This window comes from Pseudomonas sp. 18.1.10, assembly GCF_024655625.1.
Classification (GTDB): Bacteria; Pseudomonadota; Gammaproteobacteria; order Pseudomonadales; family Pseudomonadaceae; genus Aquipseudomonas.
Window position 1 is genome coordinate 32,187 of sequence record NZ_JANLGL010000011.1, and the last position, 25,611, is coordinate 57,797.

Annotated in this window: 21 protein-coding genes; 13 read left to right on the forward strand and 8 right to left on the reverse strand. The window is 62.2% G+C overall.

Annotated features, from left to right (window positions below; all coding sequences use genetic code 11):
- Positions 1 to 112: 112 nt before the first annotated feature.
- The 4 genes from treC (at position 113) to NUV89_RS03600 (ending at position 6,040) form a co-directional block, all read left to right on the forward strand.
- Complete coding sequence (gene treC / locus NUV89_RS03585; protein WP_257780317.1) at positions 113 to 1,759, forward strand: alpha,alpha-phosphotrehalase; 1,647 nt, start codon at positions 113 to 115, stop codon at positions 1,757 to 1,759.
- 69 nt (positions 1,760 to 1,828) lie between these two features.
- On the forward strand, positions 1,829 to 3,049 hold the full coding sequence (locus NUV89_RS03590) for a carbohydrate porin (RefSeq protein ID WP_257780318.1): 1,221 nt from the start codon (positions 1,829 to 1,831) through the stop codon (positions 3,047 to 3,049).
- Positions 3,050 to 3,251: 202 nt separating this feature from the next.
- Positions 3,252 to 5,765, forward strand: a complete 2,514-nt coding sequence (ptsP, locus tag NUV89_RS03595; protein ID WP_257780319.1) for a phosphoenolpyruvate--protein phosphotransferase — start codon at positions 3,252 to 3,254, stop codon at positions 5,763 to 5,765.
- Between the two features lie 2 nt (positions 5,766 to 5,767).
- The gene (locus NUV89_RS03600; RefSeq protein WP_257780320.1) at positions 5,768 to 6,040 is read left to right on the forward strand and encodes a PTS transporter subunit EIIB; all 273 of its coding nucleotides are present in this window, start codon (positions 5,768 to 5,770) and stop codon (positions 6,038 to 6,040) included.
- Positions 6,041 to 6,180: 140 nt separating this feature from the next.
- Here the strand turns inward: NUV89_RS03600 and mltF are convergent, their stop codons facing one another.
- Entirely contained in the window at positions 6,181 to 7,641 is a 1,461-nt protein-coding gene (gene mltF / locus NUV89_RS03605) for a membrane-bound lytic murein transglycosylase MltF (protein WP_257780321.1), read from the reverse strand.
- Between the two features lie 286 nt (positions 7,642 to 7,927).
- On the opposite strand from mltF, the gene purL reads away from it, so the two are divergent.
- The 4 genes from purL (at position 7,928) to NUV89_RS03625 (ending at position 13,545) form a co-directional block, all read left to right on the forward strand.
- The gene (gene purL / locus NUV89_RS03610; protein WP_257780322.1) at positions 7,928 to 11,824 is read left to right on the forward strand and encodes a phosphoribosylformylglycinamidine synthase; all 3,897 of its coding nucleotides are present in this window, start codon (positions 7,928 to 7,930) and stop codon (positions 11,822 to 11,824) included.
- Between the two features lie 4 nt (positions 11,825 to 11,828).
- Entirely contained in the window at positions 11,829 to 12,140 is a 312-nt protein-coding gene (locus NUV89_RS03615) for an NGG1p interacting factor NIF3 (RefSeq protein ID WP_257780323.1), read from the forward strand.
- Positions 12,141 to 12,443: 303 nt separating this feature from the next.
- Positions 12,444 to 13,055, forward strand: a complete 612-nt coding sequence (locus tag NUV89_RS03620; RefSeq protein ID WP_257780324.1) for a DUF6036 family nucleotidyltransferase — start codon at positions 12,444 to 12,446, stop codon at positions 13,053 to 13,055.
- A 13-nt stretch (positions 13,056 to 13,068) separates the two neighbouring features.
- Positions 13,069 to 13,545, forward strand: coding sequence for a hypothetical protein (locus NUV89_RS03625; RefSeq protein WP_257780325.1), 477 nt, complete (start codon positions 13,069 to 13,071; stop codon positions 13,543 to 13,545).
- 68 nt (positions 13,546 to 13,613) lie between these two features.
- On the opposite strand, the gene nagE is transcribed toward NUV89_RS03625, so the two are convergent.
- The 7 genes from nagE to NUV89_RS03660 all read right to left on the reverse strand — a co-directional run bounded on the left by nagE (position 13,614) and on the right by NUV89_RS03660 (position 22,128).
- Positions 13,614 to 15,320, reverse strand: a complete 1,707-nt coding sequence (nagE, locus tag NUV89_RS03630; RefSeq protein WP_257780326.1) for an N-acetylglucosamine-specific PTS transporter subunit IIBC — start codon at positions 15,318 to 15,320, stop codon at positions 13,614 to 13,616.
- Positions 15,321 to 15,347: 27 nt separating this feature from the next.
- Positions 15,348 to 17,858 (reverse strand): phosphoenolpyruvate--protein phosphotransferase, encoded by a 2,511-nt coding sequence (gene ptsP, locus NUV89_RS03635; protein ID WP_257780327.1) that lies wholly within the window; start codon positions 17,856 to 17,858, stop codon positions 15,348 to 15,350.
- Positions 17,859 to 17,894: 36 nt separating this feature from the next.
- Positions 17,895 to 18,905, reverse strand: coding sequence for an SIS domain-containing protein (locus NUV89_RS03640; protein ID WP_257780334.1), 1,011 nt, complete (start codon positions 18,903 to 18,905; stop codon positions 17,895 to 17,897).
- Positions 18,898 to 20,004, reverse strand: coding sequence for an N-acetylglucosamine-6-phosphate deacetylase (gene nagA / locus NUV89_RS03645; RefSeq protein WP_257780328.1), 1,107 nt, complete (start codon positions 20,002 to 20,004; stop codon positions 18,898 to 18,900). Before nagA ends, NUV89_RS03640 begins: the two co-directional genes overlap by 8 nt.
- Before the next feature lie 10 nt (positions 20,005 to 20,014).
- Entirely contained in the window at positions 20,015 to 20,773 is a 759-nt protein-coding gene (locus tag NUV89_RS03650; RefSeq protein ID WP_257780329.1) for a GntR family transcriptional regulator, read from the reverse strand.
- A 263-nt stretch (positions 20,774 to 21,036) separates the two neighbouring features.
- On the reverse strand, positions 21,037 to 21,540 hold the full coding sequence (locus NUV89_RS03655) for a murein L,D-transpeptidase family protein (RefSeq protein ID WP_257780330.1): 504 nt from the start codon (positions 21,538 to 21,540) through the stop codon (positions 21,037 to 21,039).
- 39 nt (positions 21,541 to 21,579) lie between these two features.
- Positions 21,580 to 22,128 (reverse strand): NUDIX hydrolase, encoded by a 549-nt coding sequence (locus tag NUV89_RS03660; protein WP_124525033.1) that lies wholly within the window; start codon positions 22,126 to 22,128, stop codon positions 21,580 to 21,582.
- Between the two features lie 149 nt (positions 22,129 to 22,277).
- Here NUV89_RS03660 and NUV89_RS03665 point away from each other — a divergent pair, with 149 nt between their 5' ends.
- The 5 genes from NUV89_RS03665 (at position 22,278) to purT (ending at position 25,536) form a co-directional block, all read left to right on the forward strand.
- Positions 22,278 to 22,880 (forward strand): CoA pyrophosphatase, encoded by a 603-nt coding sequence (locus tag NUV89_RS03665; RefSeq protein ID WP_017736785.1) that lies wholly within the window; start codon positions 22,278 to 22,280, stop codon positions 22,878 to 22,880.
- Between the two features lie 35 nt (positions 22,881 to 22,915).
- Complete coding sequence (locus NUV89_RS03670; protein ID WP_257780331.1) at positions 22,916 to 23,440, forward strand: gamma carbonic anhydrase family protein; 525 nt, start codon at positions 22,916 to 22,918, stop codon at positions 23,438 to 23,440.
- Positions 23,437 to 23,652, forward strand: a complete 216-nt coding sequence (locus NUV89_RS03675; protein ID WP_257780332.1) for a DUF1289 domain-containing protein — start codon at positions 23,437 to 23,439, stop codon at positions 23,650 to 23,652. Before NUV89_RS03670 ends, NUV89_RS03675 begins: the two co-directional genes overlap by 4 nt.
- A 165-nt stretch (positions 23,653 to 23,817) precedes the next feature.
- Complete coding sequence (locus NUV89_RS03680) at positions 23,818 to 24,285, forward strand: VUT family protein (RefSeq protein WP_257780333.1); 468 nt, start codon at positions 23,818 to 23,820, stop codon at positions 24,283 to 24,285.
- Between the two features lie 69 nt (positions 24,286 to 24,354).
- A complete protein-coding gene (gene purT, locus NUV89_RS03685) occupies positions 24,355 to 25,536 on the forward strand; it encodes a formate-dependent phosphoribosylglycinamide formyltransferase (protein WP_017139720.1) in 1,182 nt (393 codons plus the stop codon).
- The last annotated feature ends 75 nt before the right edge of the window (positions 25,537 to 25,611 follow it).

Here is a 25,611-nt window from a genome sequence, read left to right on the forward strand (position 1 = left end):
CGCTATCGCGAGCAAGCCCGCTCCCACATTTGAAATGCATTCCCATGTGGGAGCGGGCTTGCTCGCGAAGAGGCCCTCAAGGCCAGCACACAACTCTACTGAAGGAATCCCCATGCAAAACTGGCAACACTCGGTGATCTACCAGATCTACCCGAAAAGCTTCCACAGCCACGCGGGTAACGCCACCGGTGACTTGCTGGGCATCGTGGACAAACTCGACTACCTGCAATGGCTGGGCGTGGATTGCCTGTGGATCACCCCGTTCCTGCGCTCGCCGCAGCGCGACAACGGCTACGACATCAGCGACTACTACGCCATCGACCCCAGCTACGGCACCATGGCCGACTGCGATTTGCTGATCGGCGAAGCTGCCAAGCGTGGCATCAAGCTGATGCTCGACATCGTGGTCAACCACACCTCCATCGAACACGAATGGTTCCAGCAGGCGCGCAGCAGCCTCGACAACCCGTACCGCGACTTCTACATCTGGCGCGACCAGCCGAACAACTGGGAATCCAAGTTCGGCGGCTCGGCCTGGGAATACGAGGCGCAAACCGGCCAGTACTTCCTGCACCTGTTCGACCACACCCAGGCCGACCTCAATTGGGACAACCCCAAGGTCCGCGCCGAAGTGTTCAAGCTGATGCGCTTCTGGCGTGACAAGGGCGTCGGCGGTTTCCGCCTGGACGTAATCAACCTGATTTCCAAGCCCGCCGATTTCCCCGAAGACAACAGCGACGGCCGGCGCTTCTACACCGACGGCCCCAACGTGCATGAATACTTGCAGGAAATGCACCGCGAAGTCTTCGAAGGCCACGACCTGATTAACGTCGGCGAGATGTCGTCCACCAGCCTGGAGCACTGCATTCGTTATTCGAATCCAGCGTCGAAAGAGCTGTCGATGACCTTCAACTTTCATCACCTGAAAGTCGATTACCCGAACCTGCAAAAGTGGGTGAAAGCCGACTTCGATTTCCTGCAGCTCAAGCAGATCTTTTCCGACTGGCAACTGGGCATGCAGGCCGGCGGTGGCTGGAACGCGTTGTTCTGGTGCAACCACGACCAGCCCCGCGTGGTTTCGCGCTTTGGCGACGACGGCGAGTACCGTGTGGTCTCGGCCAAGATGCTCGCCACTGCGCTGCACTTCCTCCAGGGCACGCCGTATGTGTATCAGGGCGAAGAATTGGGCATGACCAATCCGGGCTTCGACAGCATCGAGCAGTACCGCGATGTGGAGACCCTGAATATCTTCCGCCTCAAGCGCGATGCCGGTGAGTCCGAGGCGTCGAGCATGGCCGCGATCATGCAGAAGTCGCGGGATAACGGGCGTACGCCGATGCAGTGGAATGCCGGGGCCAATGCGGGTTTCAGCAGGGGCGAGCCGTGGATTGGTATCCCGGCCAACGCGGCGCAGATCAACGTCGAAAACCAGCTGGATGAGCCGGATTCAGTGCTGCATCACTACCGCGCACTGATCGCCTTGCGTCGCCATGAACCGCTGATCCAGCACGGTGTTTACCGCCAACTCCTGGCGGACCATCTCCAGGTCTGGGCCTACCTGCGCGAAGGCGACGGTGAGCGCCTGCTGGTGTTGAACAATTTCTACGGCACGCCGTGCGAAATCCAACTGCCCGATGGCGTGATTAACGCGACGAGCGAGCAACGCCTGCTGATTAGCAACTACCCCGACCGCCCGCAGCAAACCGCGACAGTGGTGCTGCGCCCGTACGAATCGTTTGTGCTGCACCTCAAGGATTGAGACCCGTTGTACCCCCGTGTGGGAGCACGGGGCGCTGCAAAAACCATAATAAAAATATCGGAGTGCTTCATGAAAACCACGATAAAGCTGGGCCTCGTTGCATCCTGCCTGAGCCTGCCCTTTGGCGCTCAGGCCCTGGAATTTGCCGGCTATTTGCGCAGTGGCGCGGGGACGTCAACGGGCAGCGGCCCGCAGCAATGTTTCCAGTTACCGGGGGCGCAATCCAAATACCGCCTGGGCAACGAATGTGAGCAATACGCCGAGCTGGAACTGCGCCAGGACCTGCTGACCCTCGACGACGGCTCGGTGCTCAGCGTCGATGCGATGGCGTCGCTGTACAACAAGTACGACCGCGAGCTGAAGTTCCAGGGCGAGAACAACGGCTCGGCGCGTATGCCGCAGATGTATGCGCAGTGGTCCAACCTGCCCAGCCTCAACGGCGGCTCGATCTGGGCCGGGCGGCGTTACTACAAGCGTAACGACATCCATATCTCCGACTTCTACTACTGGAACCAGAGCGCCACGGGCGGCGGTATCGAGGACGTGCTGATCGGCGACCTCAAGTACAGCTACGCGATCTCGCGCAAGGACAACCTGTACCAGAAGGAATACGCCACCCGTCACGACTTCAACGTCGCCGGCTTCAAGACCAACCCCGGCGGCGAGCTGGAGCTGGGCTTGAGCTATATCGAAAAAGCCGGTGGGCGCGACACCAACAGTGGTTGGGCGATCACCGCGCAGCACGTGCAAAAACCTTTCCTGGGTGGCAAGAACAAGTTCGCCTTGCAGTACGGCGAAGGCCCCGGCACCGGGCTCGGTTACACCGGCAATACCTTCCTGGACAACAGCAGCAAAAGTTACCGCGCCGTGGAGTTTTTCGACTGGCAGGTGACCCCGCGTTTTGGCGGGCAGATCGAGGCGGTGTACCAGAAGGATATTCGCCCCGGCAGCGGGGACCAGACCTGGATGTCGGTCGGCGTGCGCCCGGCGTATGCCATCAGCGAGCAGTTCAAGCTGGTGACCGAGCTTGGGCACGATCAAGTTGATGCCAGCGGCGGCACGCGCAAGCTGAGCAAATTTACCTTTGCCCCGACCTGGTCGCCCAAAGGCCCGGATTTCTGGGCGCGCCCGGAAGTGCGTTTGTACTACACCTATGCAACCTGGAACGAAGCGGCCAAGCGCGCGGCGAATGAACTGGCGGCGGGGTCGGCGTTGTCCGACACGGGTTCGTACGGTACGGCGCGGCATGGGTCGAACTTTGGTGTGCAAGTCGAGTATTGGTGGAAGTAAGTATGTGGGTGTACGCGGACTAATAATGTGGGAGCGGGCTTGCTCGCGAATGCGGTGTATCAGCTATGTATTCGGTGACTGACACACCGCATTCGCGAGCAAGTCGAATCGTCGCACCGCCGCTCCCACATGTTGATCTCCGCCGCCCGAGGGATTTGTATCCAATCGATGATGTTTACAGAACAAAACAACAGGTGAAGTCATGACCACAACTCAACCCCTGGAACTGCTGGCACCGCTGTCCGGTGTACTGCTGGCGCTGGACTCGGTGCCCGATCCGGTATTCTCCAGCCGCCTGATCGGCGACGGCCTGTGTATCGACCCGACCTCGCAGACCCTCTGCGCGCCGTTGGCCGGGGTGATAAGCAATATCCAGGACAGTGGGCATGCCGTCAGCATCACCAATGAGCACGGCGTGCAGGTGCTGCTGCACATCGGCCTGGACACCGTGAGCCTCGCCGGCAAAGGCTTTACCCGCTTGGTGCAGGAAGGCCAGCAGGTGGAAGCCGGGCAAGCGTTGATCGAATTCGATGCCGACTACGTGGCGCTCAATGCGCGCAGTTTGCTGACGCTGATGCTGGTGGTCAGTGGCGAGCCGTTCACCTTGCTGGCGAACGGTCTGGTCGAGATGGGCCAGCCGCTGTTGCAGTTATCCCCAGCCTCGGCGGTCGAGGCAGTGGATGAGGAGGAGGGCGATGCGCTGTTCTCCAAGCCGCTGACCCTGCCCAACGCCAACGGCCTGCACGCACGTCCGGCGGCGGTGTTGGCCCAGGCGGCCAAGGGGTTCAACGCGAGCATCTACCTGCACAAGCAAACCCAGAGTGCCAATGCCAAGTCGCTGGTGGCGATCATGGCGCTGCAAACCGTGCACGGCGACACGTTGCAAGTGAGCGCGGCGGGAGCGGATGCCGAGGCCGCGATCAAGGCATTGGTGGCGTTGTTGGCTGACGGTTGCGGCGAGACGGTCGCGGCACCGGCTGAAGTGATTGAACCGGCGTCGTCGACGTTGTTGCGCGGCGTGTGCGCATCGCCGGGCTCGGCGTTTGGCCAGGTGGTGCAAGTGACCGAGCCCGCGTTGAACATCACGGAGCTGGGCAGCGGTGAAGCGGCCGAGCGTGGCGCTTTGCAGCGCGGCCTGCTGGCGGCAAGCGAAGCGCTGCAAGCCTTGCAAGACAAGGCCAGCGGCAGCGCCCAGGCGCAGATTTTCCGCGCCCACCAGGAGTTGCTCGAAGATCCGACCCTGCTGGAACACGCCCACGACCTGCTGGCGCAAGGCAAGAGCGCCGCCTTTGCCTGGAACGGCGCCACGCTCGCCACCGTCAAACTGTTCCAGGGCCTGGGCAATGCGTTGATCGCCGAACGTGCGGCAGACTTGGCTGATGTCGGCCAGCGCGTGCTCAAGCTGATCCTGGGCATTCAAGACAGCGCCTGGGACTTGCCGGAGCGGGCGGTCCTGATCGCTGAACAACTCACGCCGTCGCAAACCGCCAGCCTCGATACGCGCAAGGTCCTGGGGTTTGTCACTGTTGGTGGCGGTGCTACCAGCCATGTCGCGATCCTCGCCCGCGCCCTGGGCTTGCCGGCGATTTGTGGCGTGCCGTTGCAGGTGCTGTCGCTGGCCAATGGCAAGCAGGTGCTGCTGGATGCCGACAAAGGCGAACTGCACCTGGACCCGGACCTGGCTGAAATCGAACAGCTGGAAACGGCGCGTCAACAGCACATCCTGCGACGTCAACGCGAGGTGGCGCAGGCGGCCTTGCCGGCGACGACCCGCGATGGTCATCACGTCGACGTCAGCGCCAACGTCGCCTCGCTGCAAGAGGTGGAGCAGTCATTGACGTTGGGCGGTGAGGGCGTCGGCCTGCTGCGCTCCGAATTCCTCTACCTGGACCGCAACCGCGCGCCAAGCCCCGAAGAACAAGCGGCGACCTACACCGAGATCGCCCGTGCCCTGGGCAGCGAGCGCAACCTGGTGGTGCGCACCCTGGACGTTGGCGGCGACAAGCCGCTGGCCTATGTGCCGATGGCCGCCGAGACCAACCCCTTCCTTGGCCTGCGCGGCATTCGCCTGTGCCTGGAACGCCCGCAGCTGCTGCGCGAACAGTTCCGCGCAATCCTCGCCAGTGCCGGGTTTGCGCGCCTGCACATCATGTTGCCGATGGTCAGCCTGCTGTCCGAGCTGCACCAGGCGCGCACGATTCTTCAGGAGGAAGCGCTGGCGCTCGGGCTCACCGAGCTGCCCAAGCTGGGCATCATGATCGAAGTCCCGTCCGCTGCCCTGATGGCGGATGTGTTCGCGCCCCATGTGGATTTCTTCTCCATCGGCACCAATGACCTGACCCAATACACCCTGGCGATGGACCGCGACCACCCGCGCCTGGCCAGCCAGGCCGACAGTTTTCACCCGGCGGTGCTGCGCCTGATCGCCACCACGGTCAAGGCCGCCCATGCCCACGGCAAGTGGGTCGGTGTGTGTGGCGCATTGGCCTCCGAAGCGCTGGCGGTGCCGGTGTTGCTTGGGCTGGGGGTGGATGAGTTGTCGGTCAGCGTGCCGTTGATCCCCACCATCAAGGCCACCGTGCGCGATCTGGACCTGGCGGACTGCCAGATCATCGCCCGCCAGGTGCTGGGCCTGGAAGAAGCCGCGCAAGTGCGTGAGGCCCTGCGCCAGTACCACGCGGCCACCGTTGAAACCTCACCTGTCGTGGAGCTTTGAGCATGTTCGAGAAATTACAGCGGGCGTTCTGGAAGGCCCTGACGCCGGACCTGGTGGCCGAGACGCTGGCAACGCCGGGGTTGTTGTCGGCCGAGGTGGTGAAGGCGTTGGGTGGCGCGGATAACCTCAAGTCGCAGCAGCGTGTGGCGCTGACGCGGGTGAGGGTGCAGTTGCAGGATGCGGGGCGGGTGGATGCCGCAGCGCTTAAGGCGGCTGGCGTGCCGGGGGTGATGGTGTTGACGGGCGGCGTGGTTCACCTGCTCACCGGCCTCTAAACCAAATGAAGATTCACATGTGGGAGCGGGCTTGCTCGCGAACGCGGTGTATCAGAAACAGATGAGCTGGCTGACCCACCGCTTTCGCGAGCAAGCCCGCTCCCACACAAGCCCGCTCCCACAGGGGTTTTGTGGTGTGCTTACAATTTCGGGTTGTCTTCTGGCGGCTTGGTCTTGTCCACACCCGGCACATGCAAGTTGCCTTCGACCACCTGGTTGCCTTCCAGCTGGGGCTGGGTCACCCAGGTCAAAATGTCGTAGTAGCGCCGGATGTTCGCCACAAAGTGCACCGGCTCGCCACCACGGGCATAGCCGTAGCGGGTCTTGCTGTACCACTGCTTCTGCGACAGGCGTGGCAGCATCTTCTTCACATCCAGCCACTTGTTCGGGTTCAGGCCTTCACGCTTGGCCAGGGTGCGCGCATCTTCCAGATGGCCGCCGCCGACGTTGTAGGCGGCGAGGGCGAACCAGGTGCGATCCGGCTCGGCGATGCTGTCGTCCAGTTCACTTTTGATCCGGGCCAGGTACTTGGCGCCCCCCATGATGCTTTGCTTGGGGTCCAGGCGGTTGGACACGCCCATGGCCTGGGCGGTGTTCTGGGTCAGCATCATCAGGCCACGCACGCCGGTCTTGGAGGTGACGGCCGGTTGCCACAGCGATTCCTGATAGCCGATGGCGGCCAATAGGCGCCAATCGACCTTTTCTTCCTTGGCATAGGCGCGGAAGTGCTTCTCGTACTTGGGCAGGCGCTGCTGCAAATGCTGGGCGAAGGTGTAGGCACCTACGTAGCCGAGTACATCGACGTGCCCGTAATAGCGATCTTTCAGACGCTGCAAGGTGCCGTTCTTCTCGACCTTGTCCAGGTAGCTGTTGATTTCGTTGAGCAGGCTGTTGTCTTCACCGGCGGCCACGGCCCAGCTCTGGTTGCTCGCGTTGCCGAGGTCGAACGCTACGCGCACGTTGGGGAAGTACACCTGGTTCATCGCCACTTCGTTGGAGTCCACCAGGGTCAGGTCGATTTGCCCTTCGTCCACCATGCGCAGCAGGTCGACCACCTCAACGGCGTCGGATTCTTCGTATTCAATCGCAGGATTCTGCTGTTTAAGCGCCGCCAGTTGTTCGGCGTGGGTGCTGCCCTTGAGCACCATGATCTTCTTGCCCACCAGGTCCGCCGCGTTCGTCGGGCGGGACTGGCCATTGCGGTAGATGATCTGCGGGGTTACTTCCAGGTAAGGATGGGAGAAACGCACTTGCTGCTGGCGCTGCTCGCTGCTGACCAAGCCAGCGGCAGCCAGCACCGGGCCGTTGGTCTTGCCCAACTGGCCGAACAGGTCATCGAGGTTGTCGGCGGTCTCGATCTCCAGCTTGACGCCCAGGTCATCGGCAAAGCGCTTGACCAGTTCGTATTCGAAACCGGTTTCACCGTTGCGGTCCTGGAAATACGTCGCCGGGCTGTTCCGGGTAATCACCCGCAATACGCCATCCTCCTTGATTCGCTCGAGCGTGCTGGGTTTATCAACACAGGCGCTGAGCAGCAGGAAGAGTCCGGTTGCGAAGAGCCATTTGGCACATCGCGGGCGCAAAGCAGTTGGGGAGAACATCTGCGCAGTATACGCAAACGGCCCACGGCGCCATATCTCGACAGCGTTGGCGTTGTCTGCTAGACGCCGGCAAAGCGTGCTGCAGCCCGCAGAAATGGGGCTTGGCGAGGGATTGTGACGGTTAAAATAACTGCGCGACATCGCGCGGATTTTGCCCCGATAGCGTGCAAACCCGGCCAACTGACGTTCGGCAGCGGCCAGCGGTGCCGTTTCGGGTGCCGTTGGCGACGGTTTACGCTAGAATGCACGGCCTCAAAGCACACCCCTTCCCGAGGCTGTCCCGAAGATGTTGATCCTGCGCGGCGCTCCTGCCCTTTCTGCCTTTCGCCACAGCAAACTCCTTGAACAACTGAGCCAGAAGGTTCCAGCGGTTACAGGCCTGTATGCTGAATTTGCTCACTTCGCCGAAGCCACCGGCGTCTTGACCGCCGACGAACAGCAAGTGCTGGCACGCCTTCTGAAGTACGGCCCAAGCGTTCCCGTTCAAGAGCCGACCGGCCGCTTGTTCCTGGTTCTGCCACGGTTCGGCACCATCTCGCCCTGGTCGAGCAAGGCCAGCGATATCGCCCGCAACTGCGGCCTGGAAAAAATCCAGCGCCTGGAACGCGGTATCGCCTTCTATGTCGCTGGCCAGTTCAGCGATGCCGAAGCCGAGCTGATCGCCAGCAGCCTGCACGACCGCATGACCCAGATCATCGTCAGCCAGCTGGAACAGGCTGCCGGCCTGTTCAGCCACGCCGAACCCAAGCCGCTGACCGCGATTGACGTGCTCGGTGGCGGCCGCGCCGCCCTCGAGAAGGCCAACACCGAACTCGGCCTGGCCCTGGCCGACGACGAGATCGACTACCTGGTCAATGCCTTCAACGGCTTGCAGCGCAACCCGCACGACATCGAACTGATGATGTTCGCCCAGGCCAACTCCGAGCACTGCCGTCACAAGATCTTCAACGCCAGTTGGGACATCGACGGCGAAAGCCAGGAAAAAAGCCTGTTCGGCATGATTAAGAACACCTACGTGATGCACAGCGAAGGCGTTCTGTCGGCTTATAAGGACAACGCCTCGGTCATCGTCGGCTCCGTCGCCGGCCGTTTCTTCCCGGACCCTGAAACCCGCCAGTACGGCGCGGTGCAGGAGCCGGTGCACATCCTGATGAAGGTCGAGACCCACAACCACCCGACCGCGATTGCCCCGTTCCCGGGCGCAGCCACCGGTTCCGGCGGCGAGATCCGCGACGAAGGTGCCACCGGCCGTGGCGCCAAGCCAAAGGCAGGCCTGACCGGTTTCACCGTGTCCAACCTGCAGATCCCGGGCTTCGAACAGCCGTGGGAAGTGCCGTACGGCAAGCCTGAGCGCATCGTTACTGCGCTGGACATCATGATCGAAGGCCCGCTGGGCGGCGCCGCGTTCAACAACGAGTTCGGTCGTCCGGCGCTGACCGGCTACTTCCGTACCTTTGAACAGTCCATCACCACCCCGCGTGGCGATGAAGTGCGCGGCTACCACAAGCCAATCATGTTGGCTGGCGGCATGGGCAACATCCGTGAAGAACACGTCAAGAAAGGCGAGATCCTGGTCGGCTCCAAGCTGATCGTGCTCGGCGGCCCGGCGATGTTGATCGGCCTGGGCGGCGGCGCCGCTTCTTCCATGGCCACCGGCACCAGCTCGGCAGACCTGGACTTCGCTTCCGTACAGCGCGAAAACCCAGAGATGGAACGTCGCTGCCAGGAAGTCATCGACCGTTGCTGGCAGTTGGGTGACAAGAACCCGATCAGCTTCATCCACGACGTCGGCGCGGGCGGTTTGTCCAACGCCTTCCCGGAACTGGTCAACGATGGCGAGCGTGGTGGCCGTTTCGAACTGCGCAACATTCCAAACGACGAGCCGGGCATGGCCCCGCACGAAATCTGGAGCAACGAATCCCAGGAGCGTTATGTTCTGGCAGTCGGCGCTGAAGACTTCGCACGCTTCCAGGCCATCTGCGAACGCGAGCGTTGCCCGTTTGCCGTGGTCGGCGAAGCCACTGCCGAACCACAGCTGACCGTCACCGACAGCCACTTCGGCAACAGCCCGGTGGACATGCCGCTGGAAGTGCTGCTGGGCAAAGCCCCGCGCATGCACCGTTCGGCCGTGCGTGAAGCCGAGCTGGGCGATGATTTCGACCCAAGCACGCTGGAACTGGCCGACAGCATCGAACGCGTGCTGCACCACCCGGCCGTGGCGAGCAAAAGCTTCCTTATTACCATCGGCGACCGCACCATCACCGGCCTGGTTGCCCGTGACCAAATGGTCGGCCCGTGGCAGGTGCCGGTGGCCGACGTTGCCGTCACCGCCACCAGCTTCGACGTCTACACCGGTGAAGCCATGGCCATGGGCGAGCGTACGCCGCTGGCCTTGCTGGACGCCCCGGCGTCGGGCCGCATGGCGATTGGTGAAACCCTCACCAACATCGCGGCGTCGCGCATCGGTAAATTGTCTGACATCAAACTGTCGGCCAACTGGATGTCCGCTGCCGGTCACCCGGGTGAAGATGCGCGCCTGTACGACACCGTCAAAGCGGTCGGCATGGAACTGTGCCCGGAGCTGGGTATCACCATTCCGGTGGGCAAGGACTCCATGTCCATGGCCACCCGTTGGAACGAAGACGGCACCGACAAGAGCGTCACTTCGCCGCTGTCGCTGATCGTTACCGGTTTCGCGCCGGTCACCGACATCCGCCAGACCCTGACCCCGCAACTGCGCATGGACAAGGGCACCACCGACCTGATCCTGATCGACCTGGGCCGTGGCCAGAACCGCATGGGCGCGTCCATTCTGGCGCAAACCCATGGCAAGCTCGGCAGCCAGGCCCCGGACGTCGATGACGCTGAAGACCTCAAGGCCTTCTTCGCCGTGATCCAGGGCCTCAACGCCGACGGCCACCTGCTGGCTTACCACGACCGTTCCGACGGTGGCTTGCTGACCAGCGTGGTCGAGATGGCCTTCGCCGGTCACTGCGGCCTGAACATCGTGCTCGACAGCGTTGCCGAGGATGCATCCGAGATCAACGGCATCCTGTTCAACGAAGAGTTGGGCGCGGTGATCCAGGTTCGCCAGGACGCTACTCCAGACGTACTCGCACAGTTCAGCGCTGCTGGCCTGGACGATTGCGTGGCGGTGATTGGCCAGCCGATCAACAACGGCGAGATCAATATCTCGTTCAATGGCGATACCGTGTTTGCCGGCCAGCGCCGCCTGCTGCAACGCCAGTGGGCCGAGACCAGCTACCAGATCCAGCGTCTGCGCGACAACGTGGAGTGCGCCGAGCAGGAATTCGACGTGATCCTGGAAGAAGACAACCCGGGCCTGAGCACCAAGCTCAGCTTCGACGTCAACCAGGACATCGCCGCGCCTTACATCAAGAAAGGCATCCGCCCACAGGTTGCCGTACTGCGTGAGCAGGGCGTCAATGGCCAGGTGGAAATGGCGGCTGCGTTCGACCGTGCGGGCTTCAATGCGATCGACGTGCACATGAGCGACATCCTCGCCGGTCGCGTTGACCTCAACGAGTACAAAGGCCTGGTGGCCTGCGGTGGTTTCTCCTACGGCGACGTGCTGGGTGCCGGTGAAGGCTGGGCCAAGTCGGCCCTGTTCAACAGCCGTGCCCGCGACGCGTTCCAAGGCTTCTTCGAGCGCAACGACAGCTTCACCCTGGGTGTGTGCAACGGTTGCCAGATGATGTCCAACCTTAGCGAACTGATCCCGGGCAGCGAGTTCTGGCCGCACTTTGTGCGCAACCGTTCCGAGCAGTTCGAAGCCCGTGTCGCCATGGTGCAGGTGCAGGAATCCAACTCGATCTTCCTGCAAGGCATGGCCGGTTCGCGCATGCCAATCGCCATCGCCCACGGTGAAGGCCATGCCGAGTTCGAAAGCGAAGAAGCGTTGCTCGAAGCCGACCTGTCCGGTTGCGTGGCCATGCGTTTCGTCGACAACCACGGCAAGGTCACCGAGACCTACCCGGCCAACCCGAACGGCTCGCCGCGCGGGATCACCGGCCTCACCAGCCGCGACGGTCGCGTCACCATCATGATGCCGCACCCGGAGCGTGTCTTCCGCGCCGTGCAGAACTCGTGGCGCCCGGAAGAGTGGAACGAAGACGGCGCGTGGATGCGCATGTTCCGTAACGCTCGCGTGTGGGTGAACTAAGACGGTGTACAAGCTCGCCTTCTTTGTGCCCGCAAGCCATGTGGAGACGGTGAAAACCGCCGTCTTTGCAGCGGGTGGCGGGCGCATCGGCAGCTACGACAACTGCGCCTGGCAAGTGCTGGGCCAGGGCCAATTCCGCGCGATGGACGGCAGCCAGCCGTTTATCGGGCAAGTGGGCCAGGTTGAAGTGGTTGAAGAATGGAAGGTGGAGTTGGTGGTGGCGGATGAATTGATCGTGGCTGTTGTGGCCGCTTTGAAACTCAGCCACCCCTATGAGACACCGGCTTATGAAGTGTGGCAGTTGGCGGATTTCTGATTCGTACGCTGCAAAAACAAGAAACCCGCTGGGCCAGTTTGGCCAGCGGGTTTTTTGTTGGCTGTGAGGGCCGCATCGCAGGCAAGCCAGCTCCCACAGTTTTGAATGTATTCACCGATCAAAAATGTGGGAGCGGGCTTGCCCGCGATGGCGTCCGTACAGGCGCTTCAGACCTTTCCGACAAGCCTTTCAGGTTGTCCCTCGGAACCTGCCTCAATAGCCTTTATCGGTCGCTGTCGGTTCAGTGATCGGGATCTGAATTCAAGGCCCGTCCAGCAACATGGCTTACGGGTTTGACATTCAATGATGGCATTACCAGGTACCGTCGTTCCGCGCATCAAGACAAGTACTTCACTAGGGCGAGCTTTGGTTGCGATGTTCAAGTCCATCGAAGAGGAGTTGATACTTGAGGGCGCCAAGCCGGGGGCTGTCAAGGTGATTGTCTTCGGCGGCTGCGCTGTTCACTTATATACGCACCATCGTATTTCCACGGATGTGGATGCGGAGATTTATTCCTCGGATTGTCGAAATACACTGCGCCTTCAAACCCTACTGGCAGAGTTTCCCGAACAGTTTTTCGATGAGCACTCTGGCCGTGTCATGGAGCTGAACTATGACCTTCAATACAACACCGGTTTTGGTCCGCTTCACGTAGACTATTGGGAGCGAAGCATCCCACTGGAAGACTTTCCGCTTGAATCCGTGCTGCATCTGCATATCGCGGCACCTATCGATATTGCTATCTCAAAGTTGAGTAGAGCTACAGAGCAGGACGTGAGTGACATCATGGCGTTGCTCAGGGCGGGCTTCATAGTGACCACTGAGCTCCGTCGGCTGGCATCGCAGGCGATTGATATGTATGTTGGCAACAAAGAGCCGCCTAAAACTATTCTGACCAATATCTTGCACGAATAACTGGAGACTGCAGATGGCGAAGCCTATTAACGGTCCCGTCCTCTCGTCCGCCTTGGACACACTGGTTAAAAATCCGCTGAATCAGGCTGACGACGACGCTCTCGTGAGTGCCGCGAAGGCTGTGTGGTACTCGGATGTGAACCTTGTGGGCGAAGTGAGAAACCTTCTGGATGGCCACTCCAGTGAGTTGGAGGTGCGTCGCGCAGGGTATCTGCTTGAGCGTTTTACGCGCTTTTCGTGTGTTACGGATAGCCGGGTTCTCGAGGCGCTGGAAGCGCTTGAGCTGTTTTCGGCATCGGCTTCCAAACCGTATGTGAAACCGCTGGGCACTGTTGCGTTGCGCAGTCGACGTGATGAGTTGGCCGTGTCTTGGGGACTTAGTGAGGGGTTGGGTTTGAAGGCGCAGGCGTTGATGCCATTTCAGACGCGCCATTACGAAGCGCAACAGCGTAGGGCCTCATCGCAGGCAAGCCAGCTCCCACAGTTTTGAATGTATTCACAGATCAAAAATGTGGGAGCGGGCTTGCCCGCGAAGGGGCCGGCCCAGGCACTGACGCGTTAAGCCCCAGCCCCAACCTGCCGACCACTGACCAACCGCTCCAACGCCTCACCCAACCCCGAAGCCTTGTCGCCAATCAGCAAGTGCCAAACGCCGCTGTCCAGTTGGCTCACACCTTGGCAACCCAGTGCAGTCAGGTCAGCTTCGGACAACACCGAATCATCCCCCAGCTCCACCCGCAACCGCGTCATCGCCACGGCTTCCAGCTGGCGCACATTTGCCCGTCCACCCAAGGCGTTCAGCCACTTCTCGGCTTCCTGCACATTCACCGTCACCGGCTTATCCACAGGCGCCACCATCACCGGCGCACTGGCGACAAATGAAGGCATCGCCAAGCGAATCTCATCGGCAATGCTATCGGCCATCGGCCCGACCACCACCTGCAAACTCCCGCCATTCCCCGGCCTTACAACAGCCATGGCGCCCAACGCTTTCAAGTCCGCATCGACTGCTTTATTGCGATCCACCATGTCCAGGCGCAGACGTGTCGTACAGGCGCCCACACTCAGCAAGTTCGCGGCCCCCCCCAGCGCCTGGATATAGGCCGTGGCCCGCTGGTTATCCGTCATCACCTCGGCCTGCACCACCTGGATATCCTCACGCCCCGGCGTCTTCAGATTGAACCGGCGAATGCAGTAGCTGAACACGCTGTAATAAATCAGCGCATACGCCAACCCCACCGGGAACACCAGCCAGCCATTGGTGGACTTGCCCCAACCCAGCACCATGTCGATAAACCCACCGGAGAAGGTAAACCCGAGGTGGATATTCAACAGGTTGGTGACAGCCATCGACAGCCCGGTAAGCAGCGCATGGATCAAGTACAGGAACGGCGCGAGGAACATGAACGCAAACTCAATCGGCTCGGTCACCCCAGTCAAGAACGAGGTCAGCGCCATCGACAGGAAAATCCCGCCCATCACCTTGCGCCGCTCCGGCAGCGCATTGCGGTACATCGCCAAACACGCTGCAGGCAGGCCGAACAACATCACCGGGAACATGCCGGTCATGAACTGGCCGCCTTTCGGATCGCCGGCAAAGTAACGGGTGAGGTCGCCGGTCACCACCGCGCCAGTCAGTGGATCGGTAAAGCTGCCAAACACAAACCACGCCATATTGTTGAGGATATGGTGCAGCCCGGTGACGATCAGCAGGCGGTTGAACACACCAAACACGAATGCACCGAGGCTGCCGCTCTCCATCAGCAGCACGCCGAAACTGTTGATGCCGTGCTGGATCGGCGGCCAGATCAAGCCAAAGATCACCCCCAGCCCGACCGCGCTGAAGCCGGTGACAATCGGCACAAAGCGTCGCCCACCAAAAAACGCCAGGTACTCCGGCAGCTTGATGTCCTTGAAGCGGTTATACAGCCCGCCCGCCATCAGGCCGCTGGCGATACCGGCGAGCATGCCCATGTTGATGGTGGTGTCCATCACCTTGAGCGTAGAGATCATCACCAGGTAACCAATCGCCCCGGCCAGACCCGCCGTGCCGTTGTTGTCGCGGGCAAACCCTACGGCAATGCCGATTGCAAAGATCAGCGCCAGGTTGGCGAAGATCGCCTGACCGGCGTCGTGCATCACCGCAATGTTCAGCAGATCGGTATCGCCCAGGCGCAGCAGCAGGCCGGCGATGGGCAGGATCGCAATCGGCAGCATCAGCGCGCGGCCGAGGCGTTGCAGGCCTTCGATGAAATGTTGGTACATGGCGTGTCTCCTTTTTTCTTGTTGTTGTCAGCTCAGCGGCCAGTGGTGTTGACAGGCTTGGCGCACGGCCTTGGCGCTGCTCAGGTCGAGCAGGCCCTGGCTCAGTTGCCGGCATTGCGCCGCGTCCAGGTGGCGGACGCGGTCCTTGATTTCACCGATCTGCGGCGGGCTCACCGACAGCTCGCTGACGCCCAGGCCGATCAGCACCGGCGTGGCCAGCGGGTCGGAGGCGAGGGCGCCGCACACGCCGACCCAACGCCCATGCTTGGCCGCGCCCGCGCAGGTCTGCGCGATCAGCCGCAGCAGCGCCGGGTGCAAGGCATCGACGCGAGCGGCGAGGCCGGCGTGGTCGCGGTCCATGGCCAGGGTGTACTGGGACAGGTCGTTGGTGCCGATGGAGAGGAAGTCCGCATGCTTGGCCAACTGCTCGGCCAGCAGCGCGGCGGCGGGTACTTCAATCATCACCCCAAGTTCCGGGCGCTGGGTCAGTTCCAGCTCGATGCAGAGTTCGTCCAGGCGCTGGCGGATCTGCAGCAGCTCATCCACTTCGCTGACCATCGGCAGCAGGATGCGGCAACGCGCCAGCGGCGAGACTTGCAGCAGCGCGCGCAGTTGCTGATCGAGCAGTTCTGGCCGCACCTGGGCCATGCGAATCCCGCGCAAACCCAGCACCGGATTGGCTTCGATCGGCAGCGGCAGATAGTCGAGCTGTTTGTCGCCACCCACGTCGATGGTGCGGATGATTACGGTCTTGTCGCCCATGGCATCCAGCACGGCTTGATAGGCCTGGCGTTGCTCCTGTTCATCCGGCGCGGTGCGGCGGTCGACGAAGAGGAATTCGGTGCGCAGCAGGCCGACGCCGTCAGCGCCGTTTTCGTACGCCACTTCGGCTTCGGCGCTGGAGGCGACGTTGGCGGCCACTTCAATACTCACACCATCGGTGGTGCGCGCCGGTTGGCGGGCTTGGGCGTGTTGCTGCTGACGACGCAGTTGTTGCGCGTCACGAATCTGGTGCACCTCGGCGTGGCGCGCCGCGCTGGGGGCCAGCTCCAGGCGGCCATTGGCGGCGTCCAGTACCACGCGTTGGCCCTGGGGCACATCGAGCACTTCGCTGCCCAGCGCCACCACACAGGGCAGACCCTTGCCGCGAGCCAGGATCGCCACGTGGGACGTCGCGCCGCCTTCGGCCATGCAGATGCCAGCGGCCTGTTGCGCGCTTAACTGCAACAAATCCGATGGGGTCAGTTCATGGGCGCTGACAATCGCCCCGGCCGGCAACTCGAAGTGCCAGGCTTCGCCCAGCAAGGCGCGCAGCACCCGCTGTTGCAGGTCGCGCAGGTCATTGGCGCGCTCGGCAAACAGCGGTTTGCCCAGGCCCAGCAAGACCTCGCACTGGGCCTGGAGCGTATCGCGCCAGGCGTGGGTGGCGGCGCTGCCCAGTTCGACGGCGCGGGTGGCTGCGTCCAACAGTGCCGGGTCTTCCAGCAGGGCGAGGTGGGCGGCGAAGATCTCTTCTTCTTCGACGTGCTTGCGCTGGCGGGCATGGGCGAGGGTGCTGCGGATTTCGCTGCGCACCTGTTCCAGTGCAACGTCCAACTGTTGCAGTTGTTCGTCGGCCGAATGCTGGCCGGTGTCTTGTGGCAGGTCGATGCCGGTCAGGCGCACCAGGGGCCCGCACACCAGGCCGGGCGCCGCGCAGACACCCTGCAATACACCGGCTTCGCTATTCGCGCGGCGAGGTGCGACCACCATCGGCGCGTGCGGTTCTTCGCCAGCGGCCACTGAAAGCGCAGCGACCAAGGCGTGCAGCGCCGCCTCGCAATCCTTGCCACGGCAGGTGACACGCACCTCGTCACCTTCGCCAATGCCCAATCCGAGCAAGCCGATCAGGCTGTCACACGCGGCCGACTTGCCGGCGAAGTGCAGTTGTGCCTGGCTGCTGAAACCCTGGGCGGTCTTGCGAATCAACGCCGCCGGGCGCGCATGCAGGCCACCGCGATGAGTGATGCGCACGCGGGCGCTGGCTTCGGCCGTGGAGTTATCCACAGACGCCTGAAGGGCAGCCGCCGAGCGTGCAACGATCTGCAGTAACGGCTCACCGACCTTGACGGTATTTCCCGCCACCGACCGAAGCTCAAAGTGCTCGCCGTTCGTGAGAATGAAAAGGCTGACCAGGCTTTTGCACTGCCGCGCAATCCGGTCCAGATCGAACTGCACCAGCGCCTGCCCCTCACGCACCCGCGCGCCGTCCTTGACCAACAACGCAAACCCTTCGCCGTTCAACTCCACCGTGTCGATGCCCACATGCATCAGCACTTCGGCACCGTTGTCGGCACGAATCGTCAGCGCGTGCCCGGTGCGGGCGACGTGGATGATTACGCCGTCACAGGGGGCGTGCAGGCAGTCGTTCAGCGGGTCGATGGCAATGCCGTCGCCCATGGCGCCACTGGCGAACACTTCGTCGGGCACGTTGCCCAGGGCCAGCACCGGCCCGCTTAACGGGGCGCTGAGGGTCAATTCATTATTGTTGTAGGACATCGGCACGGTACTCATCAGGAAAACACGGCAACCGACTCAGTGAGTGCGGGTGACTTTGCTCAGGTGGCGCGGTTGGTCCGGGTTCATGCCCCGGGCGACCGCCAGACCTGCAGCCATGACGTAAAAGCTTTGGATCGCCAGGATCGGGTCCAGGCTCGGGTGTTCGGCGCGGCTCAGGGTCAAGTCGCGCTCGGCGATATCGTCCGGCGCGGCCAGCAATACGCGGGCGCCGCGTTGGCGCATGTCGGCGGCGAGGCTCAACAGGCCGGCCTGCTCGGCGCCGCGTGGGGCGAAGACCAGCAGCGGGTAGTCGGCGCCAATCAACGCCATCGGCCCGTGGCGCACTTCGGCGCTGCTGAAGGCTTCGGCCTGGATCGCCGAGGTTTCCTTGAGCTTGAGCGCGGCTTCCTGGGCGATGGCAAACCCGGCGCCACGGCCGATCACCATCAGTTGCTGGCAGCCGCGCAGGGCGTCGATGGCGGCGCTCCAGTCCTGCTTGGCCGCTTCGCGCAGGCCGTCGGGCAGCGCCTGGCAGGCTTGCAGCAAGTTGGCTTCGGCGTTCCAGTGGCCGACCAACAACGCGCTGGCGCTGAGGGTGGCGATAAAGCTTTTGGTCGCCGCCACGCTCTGTTCCGGGCCGGCGCACAGCGGCAGGTGGAACTCGCAGGCGGCTTCCAGCGGTGAGTCTTCGGCATTCACCAACGAGATGCTCAACGCGCCGCGTTTGCGCAGCAGGCGCAGGCTGTTGACCAGGTCCGGGCTTTGGCCTGACTGGGAGAAACCGAACGCGACCTGCCCGCTGACTTTCATCGGCGCCTGCAACAAGGTCACCACCGACATCGGCAACGACGCCACCGGGATGCCCACGTGCTGCATCGCCAGGTAGGCAAAGTAGCTGGCGGCGTGGTCCGAACTGCCGCGCGCGATGGTCATCGCCACTTGCGGCGGTTGGCGGCGCAGCCGGCCGGCGATTTCTGCCAGCTGTGGTTCCAGGCGTTGCAGTTGGGCCGCGACGGCGTCGCAGGAGGCCAAGGCCTCTTCAAGCATTTTTGAAGTCAATGGTTTCTCCTTCGACCATTACGTCGGTGAGTTGCAGGGAGCGGTCCAGGCGCACGCAGTCGGCAAAGCTGCCGGGTTGCAGGCGGCCGCGTTCTTCCAGGCCCAGGTAGTCCGCAGGAAATTGCGACAGGCGTTGTGAGGCTTCGCTGATCGGCAGGCCGATTTTCACCAGGTTGCGCAGCGCCTGATCCATGGTCAGGGTGCTGCCGGCCAGGGTGCCGTCGGCCAGGCGTACGCCGCCCAGGCATTTGGTCACGGTGTGGCTGCCCAACTTGTATTCACCGTCGGGCATGCCGGCGGCGGCGGTGGAATCGGTGACGCAGTACAAACATGGGATCGCGCGCAAGGCCACGCGCATGGCGCCGGGGTGCACGTGCAGCAAGTCGGGGATCAACTCGGCGTACTTGGCGTGGGCCAACGCGGCGCCGACGATGCCCGGCTCGCGGTGATGCAGCGGGCTCATGGCGTTGTACAAGTGGGTGAAGCTGGTGGCGCCGGCGGCGAGGGCGGCGACGCCTTCTTCATAGCTGCCCAGGGTGTGGCCGATCTGCATGCGCACGCCGCGTTGGCTGAGGGTGCGGATCAACGCGTCATGGCCGGCGATTTCCGGCGCGATGGTGATGACGCGGATCGGCGCAAGGCGCAGGTAGGCGTCCACTTCATCCATCAGCGCGGTGTGGGCGAAGTTGGGTTGGGCACCGAGTTTTCCTGGATTGATGTAGGGCCCTTCCAGGTGCACGCCGAGTACGCGGGCGCAGCCTGTAGGGCGTTGCTCGCAAAAGGTGCCGAGTTGGCCGAGCACGTGGGAGATTTCCTCCACCGGCGCAGTCATGGTGGTGGCCAGCAACGACGTGGTGCCAAAGCGCACATGGGTGCGGGTAATGGTCTCGAAGGCGGCGAAGCCTTCCATGATGTCCTTGCCGCCCCCGCCGTGTACGTGCAGGTCGATAAAGCCCGGCAGCAGGTAGGGCAAATCGTTGTCGGCCGGGTCGCAAGGTGTGCCGTCGATGGCGATTACCTTGCCGTGTTCGTGCACCAGGCGGCCGCGAATCCAGCCGCTGGGCGTGAGGATGTTGTCTTCGGACATGGGCAGTTCTCTAAATTCGCAGTTCGGCGGAATAGTCGTGGCGGCGCAGTTCTGCGACGAAGTCGTAGTAGTCGTTGCGGCAGTAGGTGTCGGTGATTTCGATCGGCGTGTTGTCGGCGGTGTAGCCGACCCGGGTCATCAGCAGCATGGCGGTGCCGGGGGCGATGCCCACCAGCTTGGCGAACTCGTCCGAGGCATTGATCGCCTGGATGTGCTGCAGGGCGCGCACCACCGGTTTGCCGATGCCTTCCAGGTACTCGTACAGCGAGTGGCCGATGGCTTGTGGCTGTGGCAACACCGAGGCGGGCATGGTGGTCATTTCAATGGCCATTACCGTGTCATCGGCCTTACGCAAGCGCTTGAGGCGAGCCACTTTGTCGGCGGGCGACAGCCCCAGGCGGATCATCTCTTCGTGGGTCGGCTGGGTCAGTTCTCGTTCCAGCCATTGGGAGCTGGGTACAAAGCCCTTGAGCCGCAGCATTTCGCTGAAGCCCGACAGGCGCGACAGCGGCTGTTCCAACCGTGGCGAAATATAGGTGCCGGAGCCTTGATTGCGGCGGATCAGGCCTTGGGCAAACAGCACTTCCAATGCCTTGCGCGCGGTCACGCGCGAGATGCTCAATTGCTCGCTGAGTACGCGTTCTGACGGCAGTGCCTGCTCGGACGTCCACTGGCCGGCATGGATTGCCGCTTCCAGTTTGCGCGCCAATTGCAGGTACAGCGGCGTGGATTGGGTGTCGTCGGGGCGCAGGGCCAGGATAGGGTTCATCTGTTGGGTTTCCGATGCGGTTATTGGAGTGTTGTCGCCCGGTAATGGCCGGAAATTAATACCACTTAAATACCATGTCAATGCAGCCAAAACGGTGCGGGCCAAGGTTTTAGAGCCCTGTAATGGGGCCTGGTATCAAGTGGTATTAGATAGGTCTTTATTGCGCGCAGAACCGTGCAGCCCGGCGCGGTGAACTGGTATTCACCGGCAGGCGTGTTCGGGCAGGAGAATTTTTTTTGAATTATTTTACGAACGGTAGGCGATTACGGGCGGATCTCGATCAGCGTGCCGTCCTTGACCAGGTTCCAGACCTCACGCATATCCACGTTGCGCATGCCGATGCAGCCGTCGGTCCAGTCCAGGGTGTGGAACCACTGTTCAGGGTATTCCTCGGTGTCGGGCGTGCCGTGGATCATTATCATGCTGCCGGGCTTCACGCCTTCGCGGCGGGCGCGGGCGGCGTCGCTGATATTGGGGTAGGAAATGTGCATGGCCAGGTTGAAGCGGTCGCTGGTCTTGCGCCAGTCGAGCCAGTACAGGCCTTCTGGCGTGCGGCGGTCGCCTTCGATCAGCTTGTGGCCCTTGGGGTTCTTGCCGAGGGAAATGCGGTAGGTCTTGAGGGGCTTGCCGTCGTTTATCAGTTGCAACTGGTGGGCAGACTTGAGGACCAGGACTTTTTCGACGGTTTTGCCGCCGAGGGTGTCCACCGTGGAGGCTGATGACAAGGTAGCGAACGACAGGCAGATAAGGGCGAGCAACAGACGCATTGAAACGACTTCCCTGAAAAAAAGGTGCAGCCTGGAGTGTTATTTGGGCGATGGCATCATCGGCGGCACCGCTTCGCTGCGTACCGGAAACTGCTGTTGCCGACGGTCAGCGAAAAAGCATTCTAAGGTACGCCCGACCGTGCGGAAAGCCAGCTCGGACCAAGGGATGTCGGCTTCGTCGAATAGCTGCACTTCAAGGCTTTCGGGGCCGGCGGCGAAGTCCAGGTCCACCAGTTCGGCGCGGTAGAAGATGTGCACCTGGTTGATGTGCGGTACGTCGATCAGGGTGTAGATGCTCAGGTTGCGCACGCGCGCGCAGGCTTCTTCCAGGGTTTCGCGGGCGGCGGCCTGTTCGACGGTCTCGCCGTTTTCCATGAAGCCGGCGGGCAGGGTCCAGTAACCCAGGCGCGGTTCGATGGCGCGGCGGCACAGCAGCACTTTGTCGCCCCATACCGGCACGGTGCCAGCGACGATATTGGGGTTCTGGTAGTGAATGGTCGAGCAGTGATCGCACACAAAACGCAGGCGGCCGTCGCCTTCGGGGATGCGTTGGGTAACCGGTTTACCGCACTGGCTGCAGAAATTCATGCTGGGGTTCCTGGAAAGTGCGCCTATCTTGGCTTGGCGGGCAGGGCGCTGCAACAAGTTGTCGTTTAGCGACAGCCCCCGGGTTTTGGGGTTGGGCGCCCGCACGCTTTGGTGCATGATGCAAGGTAGCCAACAGACCGAGATGACTCATGCTGGACGAGCTACTTCGCCGGGTAAGCAATCACACTCCCCACACCCTGGAGACCGACGGGCGTTTCCCCGAGGCCGCGGTGCTGGTGCCGATTACCCGTAGTGACGAACCTGAGCTGATCCTGACCCTGCGCGCCAGCGGCCTGTCGACCCATGGCGGCGAAGTGGCCTTCCCCGGCGGGCGCCGCGATCCCGAAGACCCGGACCTGATTTTCACCGCGCTGCGTGAGGCCGAAGAAGAAATCGGCTTGCCGCCCGGCCTGGTGGAAGTCATTGGCCCGTTGAGCCCGTTGATTTCCCTGCATGGCATCCGGGTGACGCCCTACGTCGGGGTGATCCCCGATTACGTCGAATACCTGGCCAACGATGCCGAGATTGCCGCCGTGTTCAGCGTGCCCTTGGAGTTTTTCCGACAGGACCCGCGCGAACATACCCACCGGATCGATTACCAGGGCCGCAGTTGGTACGTGCCCAGCTATCGGTTTGGTGAATACAAGATCTGGGGCCTGACGGCGATCATGATCGTCGAGTTGATTAACCTGCTCTATGACGACGCCAAGATCAGCCTGCACCAGCCACCGAAAAGCTTCATCAATATCTAAGCCATCGTTTGAATGGCGAGCCGTGAGGAAAAACCATGAAATACCGCCTGGGCGACGCCCGCGTCGAGACGCACCCCAACAGCTGGGTGGCCCCCAATGCCACGCTGGTGGGCAAGGTCAAGCTGGAGGAGGGCGCCAACGTCTGGTTCAACGCGGTGTTGCGTGGCGACAACGAACTGATCCTGATCGGCAAGAACAGCAACGTGCAGGACGGCAGCGTGATGCACACCGACATGGGCTACCCGCTGACCCTGGGCACCGGCGTGACCATCGGCCATAACGCGATGCTGCATGGCTGCACGGTGGACGACTACAGCCTGATCGGTATCAATGCCGTCATCCTCAACGGCGCCAAGATCGGCAAGCATTGCATCATCGGCGCCAACTCGCTGATCGGCGAAGGCAAGGAGATTCCTGACGGTTCGCTGGTGATGGGCTCGCCGGGCAAGGTGGTGCGTGAGTTGACCGAAGCGCAGAAGAAGATGCTCGAAGCCAGCGCTGCGCACTATGTGCACAATGCCCAGCGTTATGGGCGTGACTTGGTTGAGCAGGAAGAATGAACCCGATCGAACGCCCCGTTGCCTCGCCGTGCGTGAGTATTTGCGCGCTGGATGACGACGATATCTGTACTGGTTGCCAGCGTACGGTGGATGAGATCACGCGCTGGGGGCGCATGGACAATGCCGAGCGCCGGGTGGTGTTGGGGTTGTGTCATGAGCGGGCGGTGGCGGGGGGGATGGTGTTTATGGTTTCTGGGAAATCTAGCGCCTGATAGATCGCTTTCGCGAGCAAGCCCGCTCCCACAGTTGACCGCGTTTTTCCTGTAGGAACTCGCTCCAAATGTGGGAGCGGGCTTGCTCGCGAAGGGGCCCTCGCAGACGACATATTTCCAATTGTGAAGTACCCTGTGCGGCATAACCCACAGGTCCACTTTCCCATGCTCTTCCTGATCGCCTACATCAGCAGCGTCGTGCTGATCAACTTCGCCTTCTCCACCGCCCCGCACCTGGATGTCATCTGGTCCGCCTGGGGTGGCCTGGTGTTTATCCTGCGCGACATGGTGCAAACCCGCTTCGGCCACGGCGCAATCGTCGCCATGCTGGCGGCGCTGGTGCTGTCGTATGTGACGTCCGACCCAGCCATTGCCTTGGCCAGCGCCACGGCGTTCGCGGTGTCCGAGTGCATCGACTGGCTGGTGTTCAGCATCACCAAGCGCCCGCTCCACGACCGGTTGTGGATCAGTTCGGCGCTGAGCATTCCCCTCGATACCTTTATCTTCTTCGGCCTGATCGGTGCGCTCACCCCAGCCGTGGCCGGCACGGCGCTGGTGTCGAAGTTCGCCGGGGTCACGGTGGTGTGGCTGGTCATGGCCTGGCGCGTGCGCAAGCGCGCCGTCGTCAACTGAGGCCAATTTTTACAGTTCATGTAAAATGCCGGCCTTTCTCCCCATGATCCGCTCCCCTGAGGACCTGAGATGACCCGAATCGGAACTCCATTGTCGCCAACCGCGACCCGCGTTTTGCTGTGTGGCTGCGGTGAGCTGGGCAAGGAAGTGGTAATCGAACTGCAACGCCTGGGCGTTGAAGTGATTGCCGTGGATCGCTACGCCAACGCTCCTGCCATGCAGGTTGCGCACCGTAGCCACGTGATCAACATGCTTGATGGTGCCGCCCTGCGTGCCGTGATCGAGGCCGAGAAGCCGCACTTCATCGTGCCGGAAATCGAGGCCATCGCCACTGCCACGCTGGTGGAACTGGAGGCCGAAGGCTTCACCGTGATCCCGACGGCGCGTGCCACTTCGCTGACCATGAACCGCGAGGGCATCCGTCGCCTGGCCGCCGAAGAACTGGACCTGCCCACCTCGCCGTACCACTTCGCCGATACCTTCGAAGACTACAGCAAGGCCGTGCAAGACCTGGGCTTCCCCTGCGTGGTCAAGCCGGTGATGAGTTCGTCGGGCAAGGGCCAGAGCCTGCTGCGCAGTGCCGATGACGTGCAGAAAGCCTGGGATTACGCCCAGGAAGGCGGGCGGGCCGGTAAAGGCCGGGTAATCATCGAAGGCTTTATCGACTTCGACTACGAAATCACCTTGCTGACCGTGCGCCACATTGGCGGCACCACCTTCTGCGCACCGGTTGGCCATCGTCAGGAGAAGGGCGATTACCAGGAATCCTGGCAGCCACAGGCCATGAGCCCGATTGCCCTGGCCGAATCCGAGCGCGTTGCCAAGGCGGTGACCGAGGCCTTGGGTGGCCGTGGTCTGTTTGGCGTGGAGCTGTTCATCAAGGGTGACCAGGTGTGGTTCAGCGAAGTGTCGCCGCGTCCCCATGACACGGGCTTGGTGACCCTGATTTCCCAGGACCTGTCGCAGTTCGCCTTGCACGCTCGCGCGATTCTCGGCCTGCCGATTCCGTTGATCCGTCAGTTCGGGCCTTCGGCTTCGGCGGTGATTCTGGTGGAAGGGCAGTCGACCCAGACCGCATTCGCCAACCTGGGCGCGGCCTTGAGCGAGCCGGACACGGCGCTGCGCCTGTTTGGCAAGCCGGAAGTGAATGGTCAGCGGCGGATGGGTGTGGCGTTGGCGCGGGATGAGTCGATTGAAGCGGCTCGGGCCAAGGCCACTCGTGCTTCGAAGGCTGTTGTTGTAGAGCTGTAATCGAGTCGCGCCCTTCGCGAGCAAGCCCGCTCCCACATTTGTCCGCATTCTCATGCTGGAACTCGGTCAAGTGTG